Origin of the sequence: Mycobacterium sp. DL99 (assembly GCF_004762045.1) — a bacterium.
Classification (GTDB): Bacteria; Actinomycetota; Actinomycetes; order Mycobacteriales; family Mycobacteriaceae; genus Mycobacterium.
The window spans coordinates 2,865,114-2,881,304 of record NZ_SJOM01000007.1 but is presented as its reverse complement, the minus strand read 5'-3'; the positions used below and the strand labels follow the sequence as shown (position 1 = coordinate 2,881,304).

At 68.3% G+C, this 16,191-nt stretch carries 17 protein-coding genes and 1 pseudogene; 3 read left to right on the top strand and 15 right to left on the bottom strand.

The genetic code is table 11. The features are described 5' to 3' along the window. The first annotated feature begins 33 nt into the window (after positions 1–33). A complete protein-coding gene (locus EYZ64_RS14395; protein WP_135454112.1) occupies positions 34–606 on the top strand; it encodes a B-4DMT family transporter in 573 nt (190 codons plus the stop codon). A gap of 51 nt (positions 607–657) precedes the next feature. Here the strand turns inward: EYZ64_RS14395 and aroB are convergent, their stop codons facing one another. From aroB to EYZ64_RS14340, 11 genes and pseudogenes are all read right to left on the bottom strand, one after another. Continuing rightward, a complete protein-coding gene (gene aroB, locus EYZ64_RS14390) occupies positions 658–1,737 on the bottom strand; it encodes a 3-dehydroquinate synthase (RefSeq protein WP_135454110.1) in 1,080 nt (359 codons plus the stop codon). 181 nt (positions 1,738–1,918) lie between these two features. Continuing rightward, a pseudogene (locus tag EYZ64_RS14385) lies at positions 1,919–2,443 on the bottom strand (shikimate kinase); the annotation flags it as partial. Continuing rightward, a complete protein-coding gene (aroC, locus tag EYZ64_RS14380) occupies positions 2,443–3,642 on the bottom strand; it encodes a chorismate synthase (RefSeq protein ID WP_135460005.1) in 1,200 nt (399 codons plus the stop codon). The pseudogene EYZ64_RS14385 and the gene aroC, both read right to left, overlap by 1 nt. Before the next feature lie 61 nt (positions 3,643–3,703). Continuing rightward, on the bottom strand, positions 3,704–4,066 hold the full coding sequence (locus tag EYZ64_RS14375; RefSeq protein ID WP_135454106.1) for a hypothetical protein: 363 nt from the start codon (positions 4,064–4,066) through the stop codon (positions 3,704–3,706). 90 nt (positions 4,067–4,156) lie between these two features. Next, positions 4,157–4,582 carry a prepilin peptidase gene (locus tag EYZ64_RS14370; RefSeq protein ID WP_135454104.1) on the bottom strand — a complete coding sequence of 142 codons (426 nt, stop codon included), beginning with the start codon at positions 4,580–4,582 and terminating at the stop codon, positions 4,157–4,159. Positions 4,583–4,633: 51 nt separating this feature from the next. Then, entirely contained in the window at positions 4,634–5,515 is an 882-nt protein-coding gene (locus EYZ64_RS14365) for an LLM class flavin-dependent oxidoreductase (RefSeq protein ID WP_135454102.1), read from the bottom strand. A 213-nt stretch (positions 5,516–5,728) separates the two neighbouring features. Beyond that, a complete protein-coding gene (locus EYZ64_RS14360) occupies positions 5,729–6,532 on the bottom strand; it encodes a shikimate dehydrogenase (protein WP_135454100.1) in 804 nt (267 codons plus the stop codon). 37 nt (positions 6,533–6,569) lie between these two features. Next, positions 6,570–7,814 (bottom strand): endolytic transglycosylase MltG, encoded by a 1,245-nt coding sequence (locus tag EYZ64_RS14355; protein WP_135454098.1) that lies wholly within the window; start codon positions 7,812–7,814, stop codon positions 6,570–6,572. After that, positions 7,807–8,325 carry a Holliday junction resolvase RuvX gene (gene ruvX, locus EYZ64_RS14350; RefSeq protein ID WP_135454096.1) on the bottom strand — a complete coding sequence of 173 codons (519 nt, stop codon included), beginning with the start codon at positions 8,323–8,325 and terminating at the stop codon, positions 7,807–7,809. The genes EYZ64_RS14355 and ruvX overlap by 8 nt, the downstream gene beginning before the upstream one ends. Positions 8,326–8,329: 4 nt before the next feature. Continuing rightward, a complete protein-coding gene (alaS, locus tag EYZ64_RS14345) occupies positions 8,330–11,020 on the bottom strand; it encodes an alanine--tRNA ligase (protein ID WP_135454092.1) in 2,691 nt (896 codons plus the stop codon). Positions 11,021–11,129: 109 nt separating this feature from the next. Beyond that, a complete protein-coding gene (locus EYZ64_RS14340) occupies positions 11,130–11,519 on the bottom strand; it encodes a secondary thiamine-phosphate synthase enzyme YjbQ (protein WP_170856270.1) in 390 nt (129 codons plus the stop codon). Positions 11,520–11,647: 128 nt separating this feature from the next. On the opposite strand from EYZ64_RS14340, the gene EYZ64_RS14335 reads away from it, so the two are divergent. Next, positions 11,648–12,268, top strand: coding sequence for an antibiotic biosynthesis monooxygenase (locus tag EYZ64_RS14335; RefSeq protein WP_135454090.1), 621 nt, complete (start codon positions 11,648–11,650; stop codon positions 12,266–12,268). Positions 12,269–12,337: 69 nt separating this feature from the next. Here EYZ64_RS14335 and EYZ64_RS14330 read toward each other — a convergent pair whose 3' ends face one another. After that, positions 12,338–13,672: a replication-associated recombination protein A gene (locus EYZ64_RS14330; protein ID WP_135454088.1), complete on the bottom strand. Its 1,335-nt coding sequence runs from the start codon at positions 13,670–13,672 to the stop codon at positions 12,338–12,340. Between the two features lie 30 nt (positions 13,673–13,702). Beyond that, positions 13,703–14,536: a DUF3097 domain-containing protein gene (locus tag EYZ64_RS14325; RefSeq protein ID WP_135454086.1), complete on the bottom strand. Its 834-nt coding sequence runs from the start codon at positions 14,534–14,536 to the stop codon at positions 13,703–13,705. A gap of 57 nt (positions 14,537–14,593) precedes the next feature. Between EYZ64_RS14325 and EYZ64_RS14320 the strand changes: the two genes are divergently transcribed. Further along, positions 14,594–15,190 (top strand): hypothetical protein, encoded by a 597-nt coding sequence (locus tag EYZ64_RS14320; RefSeq protein ID WP_135454084.1) that lies wholly within the window; start codon positions 14,594–14,596, stop codon positions 15,188–15,190. On the opposite strand, the gene EYZ64_RS14315 is transcribed toward EYZ64_RS14320, so the two are convergent. Then, complete coding sequence (locus tag EYZ64_RS14315) at positions 15,174–15,494, bottom strand: DMT family transporter (protein WP_135454082.1); 321 nt, start codon at positions 15,492–15,494, stop codon at positions 15,174–15,176. The two genes, EYZ64_RS14320 and EYZ64_RS14315, sit on opposite strands and share 17 nt — an antisense overlap. Beyond that, on the bottom strand, positions 15,491–16,144 hold the full coding sequence (locus EYZ64_RS14310) for an FMN-dependent NADH-azoreductase (protein WP_135454080.1): 654 nt from the start codon (positions 16,142–16,144) through the stop codon (positions 15,491–15,493). The genes EYZ64_RS14315 and EYZ64_RS14310 overlap by 4 nt, the downstream gene beginning before the upstream one ends. Positions 16,145–16,191: the final 47 nt, after the last annotated feature.

Below are 16,191 nucleotides of genomic sequence, written 5' to 3'. Positions count from 1 at the left end.
GGTCTGTGACGCTACTCGCTACAGTGTGCCCCCATGAGCAAGTGGTTACTGCGCGGAGTGGTGTTCGCAACAGCGATGGTCATAGTGCGCTTACTGCAGGGAGCACTGATCAACGCCTCGCCGGGTAATGCCACCTGGTTCAGCCTGGGGCTGGTCACGTTGTTCGGTATCGGAGTGCTGATCTGGGGTCTACTCGACGGCCAGAATGACGCACGTGCCAATCCGGACCCGGACCGTCGTGCCGACATGGCGATGACCTGGCTGATCGCCGGCCTGTTCGCCGGCATCGTCAGCGGCGCCGTGGCGTGGCTCATCGGGATGTTCTACAAGAGCCTCTACACCGATGCGCTGCTTAACGAGGTCACCACGTTCGCGGCGTTCACCGCCCTTCTGGTGTTCCTGCTCGCGGTCGCCGGTGTGACCATCGGCCGTTGGCTGGTTGACCGCCACGCCCCGCCGATGCCCCGCCAACGCCACCACGGCCTGGCGGCCGACGAGCGTGCCGACACCGATGTGTTCGCCGCCGTGACCGCCAATGGAGCCACCGAGAACGCAGACACCGAGCAGACCACCTCGGTCGACCACCCCGAGCAACCCAAGCAGTAACGGGCCCCTGCCCGGGAGGGCAGAAGATTCAGGCGCGAGTGGCGCGGGCAGTCAGGCCCGCGCCACTTCTGCGTATGCGGCCGCCAACAGCGATGGATCCGGGCCTTCCAGACGACCCGGCTTCGCCAGCCCGTCGAGCACGACGAACCGCAACACTCCCGAACGGTTCTTCTTGTCGCCTGCCATGTAATCCATGAGTTGGGGCAGCGCGTCGCCGTCGTAGGTGACCGGCAGCCCGAGCGCGGTCAGCACTGTGCGGTGCCGGTCGGCGGTCTCGTCGTCGAGACGTCCCGCGAGCCGGCCCAGTTCGGCCGCGAACACCAGGCCCACCGACACCGCGGCGCCGTGGCGCCACTTGTAGCGTTCACGACGCTCGATGGCGTGCGCAAGGGTGTGGCCGTAGTTGAGGATCTCACGCAACTGCGACTCTCGTTCGTCAGCAGCAACCACCTCAGCCTTGACCGCAATTGCGCGGCGGATGAGCTCGGGCAGGACCGTCCCGGTGGGATCAAGTGCTGCTTCCGGGTCGGCCTCGATCAGGTCGAGGATGACCGGGTCGGCGATGAAGCCGGCTTTCACGATCTCCGCCATCCCGGCGACAATCTCGTTGCGCGGCAACGTTTCCAGGGTAGCGAGGTCCACCAGCACCGCAGCCGGCTGATGGAAGGCGCCGACGAGGTTCTTGCCGGCGTCGGTGTTGATCCCGGTCTTGCCACCCACCGCCGCGTCCACCATGCCTAACAGGGTGGTTGGCACGTGCACGATGTCGACGCCGCGCAGCCAGGTGGCGGCAGCAAAGCCCGCTACGTCGGTGGCCGCTCCCCCGCCCAGGCTGACGACAGCATCCTTTCGGCCAATACCTATGCGCCCCAACACTTCCCAGATGAAGCCGACGACGGGCAGCTCCTTGCCCGCCTCGGCATCCGGAATCTCGACCCGGTGGGCTTCAATTCCCTTGTCGGCCAAGTGTTGCCGGACCGCCTCGGCGGTCTGCGTCAGCACCGGCTGATGCAGAATCGCCACCTTGTGCCGGCCCTCGAGCGTATTGCCCAGTTCGCCGAGCAGGCCGGTTCCGATGATGACCGGGTACGGCCGGTCCACCAGTACCTCGACGATTACCGGGTCAGTCATCATTACGCTCCGCGTTGCGAGCGGCCAGGGCCGCGGGGGTGGGTATGGCTGTAGGTTCGGCATCAGAGGTGGCCGGGACGGTGTTGCCGCCCTCGGCTTCCGAACCGGAGGACTGTGCGGGGGCCGAACCGCGCCGCCACGGCGGGCGACGCCGGCGCCGCTTGATCGCCCGCGGCTGCTGAGCCTGCTTCTGGGGCGGGGGGCTTTCCAGTCGCGTGACGATCGTGCGCACCACCGCACCCGGATTGCGCCGGTTGGTGTTGATCCGCATCGTTGCGACCCGACGGTAGAGCGGCACCCGTTCGGACATCAGGGCACGGAATTTCTCCGCCCGGTCGGGCCCGGCCAGCAGTGGCCGGACCGTGGAACCGCCCGTGCGGCGGACCCCCTCGGCCGCGCTGATCTCCAGATAGACGACGGTGTGCCCGGCCAGTGCGGCCCGCACTCCAGGGGTGGTGACCGCGCCGCCGCCCAGGGACAGCACGCCGTCGTGGGTGGCCAGCGCCGAACGGATGACCTCTTCCTCGATCCGGCGGAACTCCGCCTCGCCGTCGGTGGCGAAGATGTCGGCGATCGTGCGGCCGGTGGTCTCCTCGATCGCGGCGTCGGTGTCGAGCATCGTGAGGTTCAGCGCTTTGGCCAGCCGGCGGCCGATGGTCGACTTGCCCGAACCCGGCAGGCCGATCAGTACCGCCTTGGGGGCCATCAGCCCAGGGCCTGCCCCGCCGGCTCGCGCTCGGCGACGGCCCGCAGGTAGGCGTCGATGTTGGCCCGGGTCTCCGCCAGCGAGTCCCCACCGAACTTCTCCAGCACGGCGCGGGCCACCACCAGTGCGACCATGGTCTCCACCACCACACCGGCGGCCGGCACCGCGCACACGTCGGAGCGCTGGTGGATGGCGACGGCTTCCTCACCGGTTGCCATGTCGACGGTGGCCAACGCCCGCGGGACGGTCGAGATCGGCTTCATCGCGGCCCGGACCCGCAGCGCCTGGCCGTTGGTCATGCCGCCTTCCAGGCCGCCGGCCCGGTTGGTCGAGCGCAGGACTCCGTCGGGGCCGGGGTACATCTCGTCGTGGGCGACGCTGCCGCGACGGCGCGCGGTCTCGAAGCCGTCGCCGATCTCGACACCCTTGATCGCCTGGATACCCATGACTGCGGCGGCGAGCTGGCTGTCGAGGCGGTTGTCGCCACTGGTGAACGAGCCCAACCCGATCGGCAGACCCGCGACGACGACCTCGACGACACCGCCGAGGGTGTCACCGTCCTTCTTGGCGTCCTCGATCTCGGCGATCATCGCTGCCTCGGCGTCCTTGTCGAAGGCGCGCACCGGGCTGTCGTCGATCGCCTCCAGGTCGGAGAACTGCGGCGGCGGACCGTCGTAGGGCTTGGACGCGCCGATGGAGATGACGTGCGAGACGACCTCCACACCGAGCGCAGCACGCAGGAAGGCGCGGGCCACGGTGCCTGCCGCCACCCGTGCAGCCGTCTCGCGTGCGCTGGCACGTTCCAGCACCGGGCGGGCATCGTCGAAGCCGTACTTGAGCATGCCGGCGTAGTCCGCGTGCCCCGGGCGGGGGCGAGTCAGCGGGGCGTTACGGGCGACATCGAGTTCGGCCGGGTCCACCGGGTCCGGAGACATCACGGTCTCCCACTTGGGCCATTCGGTGTTGCCGATCTCGATTGCGATCGGCCCGCCCAGGGTGGTGCCGTGCCGCACCCCGGCCAGCATGGTGACCTGGTCCTGTTCGAACTTCATCCGGGCGCCCCGGCCGTAGCCGAGACGACGACGTCTGAGCTGCACCCCGATCTCGTCGGAGGTGATGGGCACGCCGGCAACCATCCCTTCGAGCATGGCCACCAGGGCGCGGCCATGGGATTCACCAGCTGTGGTCCAACGCAACACGGGTGTCATTCTCCCACGTCGGGGTTTGCCTCCCGAAATCCGTGGTCAATCGTGACGAACGCTAGTGCTGTTGAGGCTGCTGCGGCGCCTGCTGATGCTGACCGTACTGATACCACCACTGCGCGTAGGCCCGCGCCTGCTCGACTTCCTCGCGCAGTTTGGCCCGCGCACCCGCGTTGCTCAGCAGCGAGAGCCAGTTCATGAACAGGATCGACAGGAAGCTCCACCAGCCCAGGACGAGGTTGTGCCGCTGGGCGCTGGTCAAAGCGGCCTCGCACTGCTCGGCGGTCCCGGTCACCACACGGGTCTGGTTGAACCACAAGACCAGCAAGCCGGTGTGCCGAGTCGTCTCCACCCGGAAAACCGGAACCGCGGGCGGCGGCGGATACTGCTGCGCGGCCTGCGGCCAATTCGGTTGTGACATGCGGACTCCCCCGGGACGAATCGCTACCGGTGATGAGCGTAAACGCGGATTCCGCGGGTCCTTCGCACCAAAATCGCGACCACGACTCGGCTACACCAGAACCAAAGCCACCGCGGCGGCACTCGCCGCACACATCGAGGGGCCGTGCGGCACCGTCCGAATCCCACGTAGGGCTGCACCCAACGCCAACACCGCGGTGCACACCGGTGCCGCCAGCGCCGCCAACAGCCAGACGTCCGCACCGAACGCCCCGGTCATCGCGCCCAATCCAATGGCCAGTTTGACGTCGCCGCCACCCAGGGCCCGCGGGGAGAGCAGATGCACCACCAGGTACGCGGCCGTCAACGCCAAGGCCCCGACTGTCGCTGCGAGACCGCGCCCGGCCACCGCCGCCGCCACCAAGACCAGCACCGCGCCCGGAAGCGTCAGCCAATTCGGCAGCCTGCGTTCGGCGATGTCGTAGCCGCTGAGTGCCAGCAGCCAGGCGGACACGACGACGGTCACCCCCAGCCCCATCCACCGAGGCTAAGCGCGGCCGGCTGCCTTCGAATGCGCTTCTTTCGCGAGTCAACGCGCCCGAAGAGCGGTGGCCGCCTCGCCCACAGCGTCGGCGAATCCGTCGAAATCCACGTCCGGCCCCAACGGCTGGAGCACCAGCGTCTGAGCTGGATAGCCGGCGAGGCCCGCGACGATCTCGTCGACCGTCCCGCTGACGCCGTAGCCGCCGGGTGCCAAACCGCGTTCCGCGGCCACATCGTCGAGGCGCTGCCGTCCGGTCGCACCGGGTACACACGCCAGGTACTGCACCGACTCAAATGGTGCGGAGACGACCCGGTCTGCCTGCCCGGCAGCCACGTGTCCGAGCGCTGCGCGGACGGAGTCAGGGGTGTTCCCGCTGTCGATGATCACGCCGTCGGCAATCTCACCGGCGAGCCGCAGCGTCTTCGCGCCGATCCCGCCGATGAGCACCGGAACGGGCTGGGGCGGCACCCAGTCCAGCTTCACCCCATCAAGACGCACGAACCTGCCTTCGGTGGAGACCGTCCGGCCGACCAGCAATTCCCTTAGCGCACTGTGGTATTCACGCAGCAGCGTCAGCGGAGAGGGCACGGCGGCCCCTGCCTGGCGCATCCAGGCCTGCACACCGTGACCGATTCCCACCCGGACCCGGCCGGGGAACATCGTGGCCAGGGTCGCGATCTCCATCGCGGTGGACACCACATTGCGCAGTGGCGCCGGGAGCACACCGATACCGACGGCGAGAGTTTCGGTACCAGCCAAGGCAACCGCCGCCTGCGCGATGCCGCCTTGCAGGAAACAGTCTTCCCACAACCAGAGTTCGTCGACGCCCGCCCGTTGCGCAGCTGCCGCACTGCGGGGCAGGGCTTCGGGTGAGCGGTCGGGACGAAACACCACGCCGACGCGGGGCGGGTGGCCGGTTCGGATCATGTTCGCCACCCTACGGTTACCCCGGCGCCGCCTGGAAAATCGCTTGCGGCCGTATGACACGGTCGTGTTGCGCACACTGGCGCAGTTGCGGACGGACGCTGCCGCTGTCTTCGCCCGACGCGCTCCCCGTCCAGACCCCGCTGGCGCGCCTGGTCGGATCCAAGGAATACCTCTACAGCTCCTACCACCTGGGAACGTTCGTCCCGTGACGGCTCAGCCCAGCGCGGCGCGCATCGCCTCTTTCGGGGCGGGCATCCCGGTGAACTGCTCCACCTGAGCGAAGGCCTGGTTCAGCAGCATCTGCAGCCCGTTGATCGCCTCACCGCCCGCCGCCTGGACGGCCTCGGCCAGCGGTGTCGGCCACGGATCGTAGATGGCGTCGAGCACGCGTGGCACCCCGGCCAGCGTGTCCGCATAGGCGGCGGCCGCCTCGGCCGGAATGGTGCTGACGGCCGCATCGGCGGTGGCTACCGCGTCGGTCAGCGCGGTGCCGCCGATGTCACACCAGCTGCCCTGCGCTCCGCACCGCCCAGCCAACTCCACCAACCGTGACGCCTTGCCCTCATCGCGTGCCACGACGGTGATCCGCTGCACGCCGAGCTCGGCCAGGGCGACCACGGCGGCCGGGGCGGTACCGCCGGATCCGATCACCAGCGCCGAGTCACCGGCCGTGCCGAGCGCACCGATCACGCCGTCGATGTCGGTGTTGTCGGCACGCCAGCCACCGGTCGGCATCCGGACCAGGGTGTTGGCCGAGCCCACCAGCTCGGCGCGTTCGGTGCGCTGATCGGCGAACTCCAGTGCGGCGAACTTGCCCGGCATGGTGACCGACAGTCCGACCCATTCCGGGCCGAGGGCACCGACGAGGCCGGGCAGTTGTTCGGCCGTGCACTCGATGCGTTCATAGGTCCACGACGGCAGCCCGAGTGCCCGGTAGGCGGCCAGATGCAGCTGCGGCGAGCGCGAATGGGTGATCGGCGAGCCGAGAACGGCGGCTTTGCGCCCGCTGTTTGGCACGGCGGGGGGTGGCCTGTCTGGCACGGCGGCGGGCCGCCTATCTGGCACTGTCGAGGACACCGTTGTGTTGCGCCAGTTCGATGTTGGCCAGGTGTTGGTCGTAGTCGCGGGTGAACAGCGTGGTGCCCTGCAGGTCGATGGTCACGAAGTACAGCCAGTCGCCCTCCGCCGGCCGCTCGGCGGCGGCCAGCGCTTCGGTGCCGGGCGAGCAGATCGGAGTCTGTGGAAGCCCTTGACTCATATAGGTATTCCACGGCGTGGTCCTGGCCCGGTCATCGTCGGTGGTCGCCACTTCCTGACGATCGAGGGGGTAGTTCACGGTCGAGTCGAACTCCAGCTTGCGGTGTTCGGCCAGCCGGTTGTAGATCACCCGCGCGACCTTGGCGAAGTCCTGCGGCTTGGCTTCGCGTTGTACCAGGGATGCGACGGTGAGGATCTGATACGGCGACATCTGCATTGCCGCAGCGGTGTCGAGCAGACCGCTCTGGGTGTAGAGCGTGGCGCTGCCGGCGATCAGGGTGGACAGGATGTCCTGCGGGGCGCCTGCGGGATCGACATTCCAGGTGCCGGGTGCGATCAGCCCCTCCAGCCGCCGGTGGTCGTTGGGCATCGCCGCGACGGGAGCGGCGGCCCAGTCCGGTACGGCCAGCGCCGCGGCGGGTGTCGATTGCGCGGCCGCGCGGAGCGCGTCGACCGGTACGCAGCGCTTCTCGCCGTCGAGTTCGACGCAGGAGGCCTGCGAGATCAGGGTGAAGACGCCTTCGGTGACGGCCTTGGTCTTGACATCGGCCGTGTCGTCGAGCTGGCGCCCCTCCGGAATCGTGAGCTTGCCCACTCGGCTCTCCGGATCAGCCAGGCGCTCAACGGCATTGGCGGCCGGGATCTCGGTGCGCAATTTGTAGAAGCCGGGCTGGATCGCCGAGATCGCCTCGTTCTCGTGCGCCGCGTCGACGAAGGCCTTGACCGTGGCGACCACTTTCTTGTCCTGCAGGGTCTTGGCGATGGCCGTAGTGGAGTCGCCGTCGTGGACCTGGACGACGACATCGGCCACGCCGTCACCCGCGTAGTCGTTGGCGGTGCCGGACATGCCGTGCCAGAACTTGGAGCCGAGGAACACCGCGCCGATCACCACCACGATGAGCGCTGCGATGGACAAGCCCCGGGTGGTGCGTCGCTTGCGGTCGTTGCGGGCTTTGCGGGCCCGGTCGGCCTTGCTCAGCCCACGCCGCGGTGGTCCGACCGCCTCGGGCTTCGCTTTGTCGGCACCCCACTTCTCAGCCATCCATGCCCTCTCCGCGCGCAGCCAGAGCCGCACGTCGCTGATCCAGCCAGCTCTGCAGAATGCCAACCGCAGCGGCCTGGTCGATCATCGCTTTCTGTCCCTTTGCCCGAACCCCCGCTTCGCGCAACGACCGTTGAGCCGACACAGTAGTGAGCCGCTCGTCGGCCAACCGCACCGGTATCGGGGCGATCCGGCGGGCCAGCACATCGGCCAGTTCGATGGCGTCGACTGCTGAGGTGCCCGCCCGGTCGGCGAGTGTGCGCGGCAGCCCGACGACCACCTCGACCGCCTCGTACTCGCCGATCAGGTTCACCAGTCTGCGCAGGTGCTTGCCCGAACGGTCCCGCTTGTCCCGCTGAACGGTCTCGACCGGGGTGGCCAGTATCCCGTCGGGATCGCAACTGGCCACGCCGATCCGGACGGTGCCGACGTCGATGCCGATGCGCCGCCCACGTCCGGGGTCGTCGTCCCCTGGGCGGTCCGGTAGCCGGTCGTCGACCGTGTCGGACACGAAGCTAGCCCCGGCCGATCTCGGCGCGCAGCGCGGCCAATGCCGCGTCGATACCCGCCGCCCCCTTACCGGAACCTTGTGCCATGTCCACTTTGCCGCCGCCGCGGCCGTTGACTGCCGCGCTGAACGGTTTCACCAGCTCATTGGCGCGCAGCCCCAGATCCTGAGCGGCCGGGTTGACCGCGACCACGAAGGGCACCGCGTCGTCCTCGCCCTCGGCGATCAGCGCGATCACCGCCGGGTCGCTGCCGAGCTTGCCCTTGATGTCGCCGACCAGGGTGCGCAGATCACCGCCCGACATGCCGCCGGCCATCCGCTGGGCGACGACCCGGACCTTGCCGATGGTCTCGGCGCCGGCGGCCGCGTTGGCCGCCGCGGCCCGGGCGTTGGCCAGGCGGGCCTTGTCCAGTTCCTTCTCGGCGGCCTTGAGACGCTCGACCAGGTTGGCCACCCGGGCGGGCACCTCTTCGGAAGGCACCTTGAGCGACGAGGCCAGGCCTGCCATCAGGGCGCGTTCCTTGGCCAGGTGGCGGAAGGATTCGAGACCGACGTAGGCCTCCACGCGGCGGATGCCGGAGCCGACCGAGGACTCCCCGAGGATGGTGACCGGGCCGATCTGGGCAGAGTTCCGCACATGGGTGCCACCGCACAGTTCCAGTGAGAACGGTCCGCCGATATCGACCACCCGCACCTGGTCGGGGTAGTTCTCGCCGAACATCGCCATGGCGCCCATCGCCTTGGCCTTGTCCAGTGCGGTGACGAAGGTGTTCACCTGGTAGTCGGCCTCGACGGCCTCGTTCGTGACTTCCTCGATCTGCGAGCGCTGATCGTCGGTGAGCGCGCCCTGCCAGTTGAAATCGAACCGCAGATAGCCCGGCCGGTTCAGCGAACCGGCCTGAACGGCGGTGGGGCCCAGCACCTGTCGCAGTGCGGCATGCACCATGTGGGTGCCGGAGTGGCCCTGCGTGGCGCCGTGGCGCCACTTGGGATCCACTGCGGCGGTGACGGTGTCGCCCTCGACGAACTCGCCGGACTCGACGGTGATCCGGTGCGCCCACAAGGTCTTGGCGATCTTCTGCACATCGGTGACGGCGGCCTTGGCGGTAGCCGAGGCTCCGGTACCGGAAATCGCGCCTTCGTCGGCGATCTGGCCGCCGGACTCGGCGTAGAACGGGGTGCGGTCCAGGATCAGCTCCACACGATCGGCGTCCAGGCCGTCGTGGGTCACCACAGGCACCCGCTTGCCGTCCACAAAGATGCCGAGAATCCTTGCTTCAGTGGACAATTCGTCGAAGCCGGTAAATTCGGTGGGCCCGGCGTCGACCAGCTCGCGGTATGCGGACAGATCGGTGTGGGCCTGCTTGCGCGCGGCGGCATCAGCCTTGGCGCGCCGACGCTGCTCGGCCATCAGCGTCCGGAAACCCTCCTCGTCGACCCAGAGGCCGGCCTCGGCCGCCATCTCCAGTGTGAGGTCGATCGGGAAGCCGTAGGTGTCGTGCAACGTAAATGCGTCGTCGCCGGAAAGCACCGTGGCGCCCGATTTCTTGGTCGCGGCGGCGGCATCGTCGAACAGCTTCGACCCGGCGACCAGGGTCCGGTTGAACGCGGTCTCCTCGGCGACGGCGATCCGGTTGATGCGCTCGAAGTCGGTGACCAGTTCCGGGTAGGACGGGCCCATCTCGTCGCGCACCGTGGACATCAGCCGACTCATGATCGGCTCCTCGACGCCGAGCAGTTTGGCGGAGCGGATGATGCGGCGCAGCAGTCGCCGCAGCACGTAGCCGCGGCCTTCATTGCCGGGGCTGACCCCGTCGCCGATGATGATCGCCGCGGTGCGGCTGTGGTCGCCGATGATGCGGTAGCGGACATCGTCCTCGTCGTCGCCGGCGCCGTATCCGCGGGGGGCGATCCCGGCGACCAGGTCGATCACCGGACGCACCAGGTCGGTCTCGTAGACGTTGTCCACGTCCTGCAACAGGCAGGCGATGCGCTCGACGCCCATACCGGTGTCGATGTTCTTGCGCGGCAGCGGGCCGAGGATCTCGAAGTCGTCCTTCGAGGTGCCCTCACCGCGCTCGTTCTGCATGAACACGAGATTCCAGATCTCGATGTAGCGGTCCTCGTTGGCCTCGGGCCCGCCCTCGATGCCGTATTCGGGCCCCCGGTCGTAGTAGATCTCCGAGCACGGTCCGCAGGGTCCGGGGATGCCCATCGACCAGTAGTTGTCGGCCATGCCGCGGCGCTGGATGCGCTCGAGCGGCAACCCGGCGACTTCCTGCCACAGCGCGATGGCCTCGTCGTCGTCCAGATAGACCGTTGCCCACAGCCTTTCCGGGTCGAATCCGTAGCCGCCCTCGCTGACCGGGTTGGTCAGCAGGGTCCAGGCCAGCTCGATGGCGCCCTTCTTGAAGTAGTCGCCGAACGAGAAATTGCCGGCCATCTGGAAGAAGGTGTTGTGCCGGGTGGTGATGCCCACCTCGTCGATGTCAGGCGTGCGGATGCACTTCTGGACGCTGGTGGCGCGGTCCCACGGCGGCGTGCGCGCACCGAGGAAGTAGGGCACGAACTGCACCATGCCGGCGTTGACGAACAACAGGTTGGGGTCGTCGAGGATCACCGAGGCACTGGGCACCTCAGTGTGGCCCGCCTTCACGAAATGATCGAGGAAGCGCTTCCTGATCTCGTGTGTCTGCACGTTGCTCGTGTCCTCGTGTTCGTGGGTGGCTGGGGTTGCGCAGGCAACCACCAGTTCGAACGCTTTACATTACCGTTCTGCGCGTTCACCCCGAAAAGGGCGACAAGCCTCACGCCCCCAGAAAGCTCAGCCGCACCGAACGCTGCGGGTTGTCGCGGTTCAGATCGACCAGCACCACACTCTGCCAGGTTCCCAGCAACGGTCGGCCCGCCTGGACCGGCAGCGTGACCGACGGCGACACCAGGGCGGGCAGCACGTGATCTGCGCCATGGCCGAACGATCCGTGGCTGTGCCGGTAGCGGTCGTCACGCGGCAACAACCGTTCCAGGGTATCGAGCAGGTCGTCGTCGGAGCCGGCGCCGGTCTCGATGATGGCCACACCCGCCGTCGCGTGCGGGACGAACACGTTGCACAGGCCATCGCGGTGCGCGCCGCAGAACCTGCGTACCGAGTCGGTGAGATCGACGATGCGGCGCCGTGAGGTGTCCACGTCGATCACATCGGTGTCCATCGGCCCAGCCTACGAGCCTCGCGCCACACCATTGCCACCTGCGACACACCGGAGGATGGTTGGGAGTGGAACCGGTGGCGCCACCGGGGCGCCGCCCTGGCAGGAAGGGGTGGACCGTGTTCGCACGTTCAACCACGATTGCGGCGCGCACCCGGGCCGTCAACGCCGGTATCGCCCATGTCCGCGACGAGGTCATGCCCGCCATAGACACCATCGACGGTTGTGTGGGCCTGTCTCTGATGGTGAACCGGGAATCGGGCGAGTGTGTCCTCACCACGGCCTGGCGGTCTGAAGATGCCATGCATGCCAGTGCCGACGCGGTAGCGCCGATGCGCCATCGGGTGGTGGAGGTATTCGAAGGCGCCGCCACCGTCGACGAATGGGAGATCGCGCTGGTTCACCGCGAGCAGTACTCCCGACCCGGCGCATGCGTACGGGCGACGTGGCTGCGAACCCGCCCCGAACTGTTCGACCGGGCCGTGGACTTCTACCGCACCTCGGTGTTGCCCGCGATGGAGGATCTCGAGGGTTTCTGCAGCGCGAGCCTCATGCTCGACCGCGGGACGGGACGTGCGGTGTCCTCGGCCACTTTCGACAGCGCCGAAGCGATGGACCGCAACCGCGATGAGGCACGGGCGTTGCGCACCGCCCGGCTCCGCGACCTGAGTGCCGATCAGATCGACGTCGGAGAGTTCGAACTCGTGCTCGCCCACCTGCGAGTGCCCGAGATGGCCTGACCCGCCCCGCGCCACGGTCTCGGTTGAATAATCAACCGGGACCGTGGTTTTCGTTTGGCCCGGCCGGTATCAGCGTCGCCGGCGAATGATGGCCCGCAGCTTGTCCACCCGGGTGACCAGCTCGCGTTCGAAACCGCGCCCGGTCGGCTGGTAGTAGTCCACCCCCACCAGATCGTCTGGCGGATACTGTTGCGGCACAACACCATCGGGATGATCATGGGCGTACTTGTAGCCCACGGCGTTGCCGAGTTTCTGCGCTCCCGAGTAGTGACCGTCCCGCAGCTGCGGGGGCACCAACCCGGCCTTGCCGGCCCTGATGTCGCCCATCGCCGCACCCAACGCCGTGGTCACCGCGTTGGACTTGGGTGCGGTGGCCAGATGCACCGTGGCATGAGCCAACGTCAGCTGGGCCTCGGGCATCCCGATCAGCTGCACGGTCTGGGCTGCGGCTACGGCGGTCTGCAGCGCGGTCGGGTCGGCCATCCCGATGTCCTCGCTGGCCAGGATCATCAGCCGGCGCGCCACGAAGCGTGGGTCCTCCCCCGCCACCAGCATCCGGGCCAGGTAGTGCAGGGCCGCGTCGACGTCGGATCCGCGGACCGACTTGATGAAGGCGCTGACGACGTCGTAGTGCTGATCGCCGTCGCGGTCGTAGCGCACGGCCGCCTTGTCCAGCGACTGCTCGATGATCTCCACGGTGACCTGTTCACCGGGTTCGGCGGCGACTTCCAACGCGGTCAGCGCCCGCCGCGCGTCACCCGCCGAGAGCTGCACCAGGAGGTCGACGGCCTCGTCGGTGACCGCGACAGCACCACCCAAACCGCGCGGGTCGGTGATCGCGCGGCGCAGCACGATCTCGACGTCCTGCGGGGCCAGCGGTTGCAACTGCAGGATCAATGACCGTGACAGCAGCGGCGCGACCACCGAGAACGACGGGTTCTCCGTGGTGGCCGCCACCAACAGCACGACCCGGTTCTCCACCGCCGCCAGCAGCGCGTCCTGCTGAGTTTTGGAGAAACGGTGCACCTCGTCGATGAAGAGCACGGTCTGTTCGCCGTGGACGGCCGCGCGCCGTGCCACATCGATCACGGCGCGGACCTCCTTGACGCCCGCGCTCAACGCCGACAGCGCCTCGAACCGGCGGCCGGTGGCCTGCGAGATCAGTGATGCCAGGGTGGTCTTGCCGGTGCCGGGCGGGCCGTAGAGGATGACCGATGCCGCCCCAGACCCCTCCACCAGGCGGCGCAACGGCGAACCGGCCTGCAGCAGATGGGTTTGGCCGACGACCTCGTCGAGGCCCGCCGGGCGCATCCGCACCGCCAGCGGCGCCGTGCCGGGTGCGGCAAGCGCGCCGGGGTCACCCGGCCCCGGGTCACCTGGCACGTCGAACAAACCGTCTGACACGCCTTCTGCTTACCACGCCGGCACGACGGACTACGCCGGCGCGGTGACGAAGTCGATCAGTTCCTCGACCCGGCCGATCAGTGCGGGCTCCAGGTCGTTCCAGTCCCGGACCCGGCCGCGGATACGCTGCCACGCCCGCGCGATGTCGGCCTGGTCCTGGTGTTGCCAGCCCAGAGCCTCACAGATGCCGTGCTTCCACTCCACGTTGCGCGGGATGGTCGGCCAGGCCTTCATGCCGAGGCGGGCCGGTTTGACGGACTGCCAGATGTCGACGAACGGGTGCCCGACCACCAGGGTGTGCTCACCGCCGGGGCCGCGGCGCACCGCCTCGGCGATGCGGGCCTCCTTGGAGCCGGTCACCAGGTGATCGACCAGCACGCCCAGCCGGCAGCCCGGTCCGGGCGCGAACTCGGCCACGATGTCGGCCAGGTCGTCGACGCCGCCGAGGTATTCGACGACGACACCTTCGATACGTAGATCAGCGCCCCAGACCTGCTCGACGAGCTCGGCGTCGTGGCGGCCCTCCACATAGATCCGGCTGGCCAGCGCGACCCGCGCCTTGGCATTCGGCACCGCGACCGATCCCGAGGCCGTGCGTGCCGGCGCCGCGGTCCGCTTGGGCACCACGAGGCTCACCGGCTTGCCGTCGATCAGGAACCCCGGCCCCATCGGGAAAGCCCGCACCTTGCCCCGGCGGTCTTCGAGTTCGACCCGGCCGCCCTCGATCCGCACCACCGCACCCACGTAACCGCTCTGGGCATCCTCGACGACCAGGCCCTTCTCCGCGGGCTGCTCCTTCGATCGAGTCAGCTTCGGGGTGTGCGGATTTCGGGCCAGAATGTCGGAACCGTAGCGATCAGTCACGCGGCGATCCTAGGAACGCCTGCGGCGAAAGCAGGGTTGCGACATACGATCGTGATCGTGCTGTTAGATCGGCCGACTGCCGATGGCATTGCCGACGGGACCATCTCGCTGGTGCTACGGCGTTGGGACAAGCCCCGGGCCAAACCGGGCGGAACCCAACGGACCCAGGCCGGCACGATTCGTATCGAGTCGGTCACCGAACACCCGGGCGGTTACCGCGTGAGCACCGCGCAGGCCCGCGCCGCGGGATATCCGGATGCTGCAACAGCGCAGGCCCAGCTCGACCGGAGACCCGCCGCGCACACCTACCTCGTCGCAGTCTCCTACCTGGGCCCGGACGAGCGGCCCGATCTGGCCGCCGACGACACACTTACCGACGCCGACATCCAGCTGATCGATGCCCGGCTGGACCGCTGGGACACGGCCAGCGGTGACGGCGCGTGGACCCGCAGGTACCTGACGATGATCGCGGCCAACGAGGCCGTCCGCGCACCGGATCTTGCGGCGCGCGTCGGCCTCGAAGTGCCGCGGTTCAAGCGACGGGTCCGTCAGCTCAAGGGGCTGGGCCTGACCATCAGCCTCGACGTCGGCTACCGGCTCGCCCCACGGGGGCGTGCCTACTTGGCGGCCACCAGGGTCAATCCGGATTCGTGAACCGGGCGAGCGCGATGCCTCCCACGATCATCGACAGCGCCAGGGCGCGCCCCGCGCTCAACAGGTCCCCGTGGATGAGCACACCCAGAGCGATCGCACCGGCCGCGCCGATGCCGGTGAAGACCGCGTACGCGGTGCCGACCGGCAGACCGCGCATGGCCAACGACAGCAGGTACACCGACAGCGCACCGACCGCAACGCACACCACGGTGGGCAGTGGCCGGGTGAATCCTTCGGTCGGCTTGATGCTCTGCGACCAGGCGACCTCCACCAGCCCCGCCAAACCCAATATCAGCCAACTCATTTCGCGTACTCCACGGCCAGGGTGCGGGCCACTGCAAGGGCCTGCGCCAGCGATTCGTCGTGTGTCGACCGAAACTTCGCCAGCGCGGGATCTACCCGCGCGTTGGCCATCTCGGCATTGATGAACACGGTGTCGGTCACGCCGTAGTGCCCGGCGACGAAATCCCGCAGGAACCGTTCCTGGTAGTCGAACGCGGCTTTCGGCGAGCCGGGTGAGTATGCGCCACCACGGGCAGTTGCCACGACGAATCGTCTCGGCGCCAGGGACATTCGCGGAAAGGTCACCTGGTCCAGCCAGGCCTTGAGCGAGGCCGGAATGGAGTAGTTGTACATCGGCGTGGCGATCAGCACGACGTCGGCCGAGCGCAGTTCACCCAGCAGCGGTTTCACGATCGCCCAGGCCGCGGCCTGCTCCGGCGTGCGCGCCAACTCTTCGAGCCGGTCCAGATCGGTATTGCCTGCGGCCAGTACCGCGTCACAGAGTTCGGTCCAGCCCTCACCGATGAACGGCACCGGATCGGCCGCGACATCCCGGTAGAGGTATCGGCCGTCCGGATGTGCGGCCTGCCAGGACCGGGCGAACTCCGCGCCGATCTGACGACTGACGGACCGATTGCGGGCGCTCGCGTCGATGTGAAGAAGCGTGGTCATGCCTACCTCCGAGTTAAGTGGACAATACGTCCGGTTCAGCATCGCAA

Coding starts and splice junctions, on each gene's coding strand:
- EYZ64_RS14395 (WP_135454112.1), top strand. CDS start 34: ATGAGCAAGTGGTTACTGCGCGGAGTGGTGTTCGCAACAGCGATGGTC.
- aroB (WP_135454110.1), bottom strand. CDS start 1,737: ATGACTGACCCGGTAATCGTCGAGGTACTGGTGGACCGGCCGTACCCG.
- EYZ64_RS14375 (WP_135454106.1), bottom strand. CDS start 4,066: ATGTCACAACCGAATTGGCCGCAGGCCGCGCAGCAGTATCCGCCGCCG.
- EYZ64_RS14370 (WP_135454104.1), bottom strand. CDS start 4,582: ATGGGGCTGGGGGTGACCGTCGTCGTGTCCGCCTGGCTGCTGGCACTC.
- EYZ64_RS14365 (WP_135454102.1), bottom strand. CDS start 5,515: ATGATCCGAACCGGCCACCCGCCCCGCGTCGGCGTGGTGTTTCGTCCC.
- EYZ64_RS14355 (WP_135454098.1), bottom strand. CDS start 7,814: ATGGCTGAGAAGTGGGGTGCCGACAAAGCGAAGCCCGAGGCGGTCGGA.
- EYZ64_RS14315 (WP_135454082.1), bottom strand. CDS start 15,494: ATGAGTTGGCTGATATTGGGTTTGGCGGGGCTGGTGGAGGTCGCCTGG.
- EYZ64_RS14310 (WP_135454080.1), bottom strand. CDS start 16,144: ATGACCACGCTTCTTCACATCGACGCGAGCGCCCGCAATCGGTCCGTC.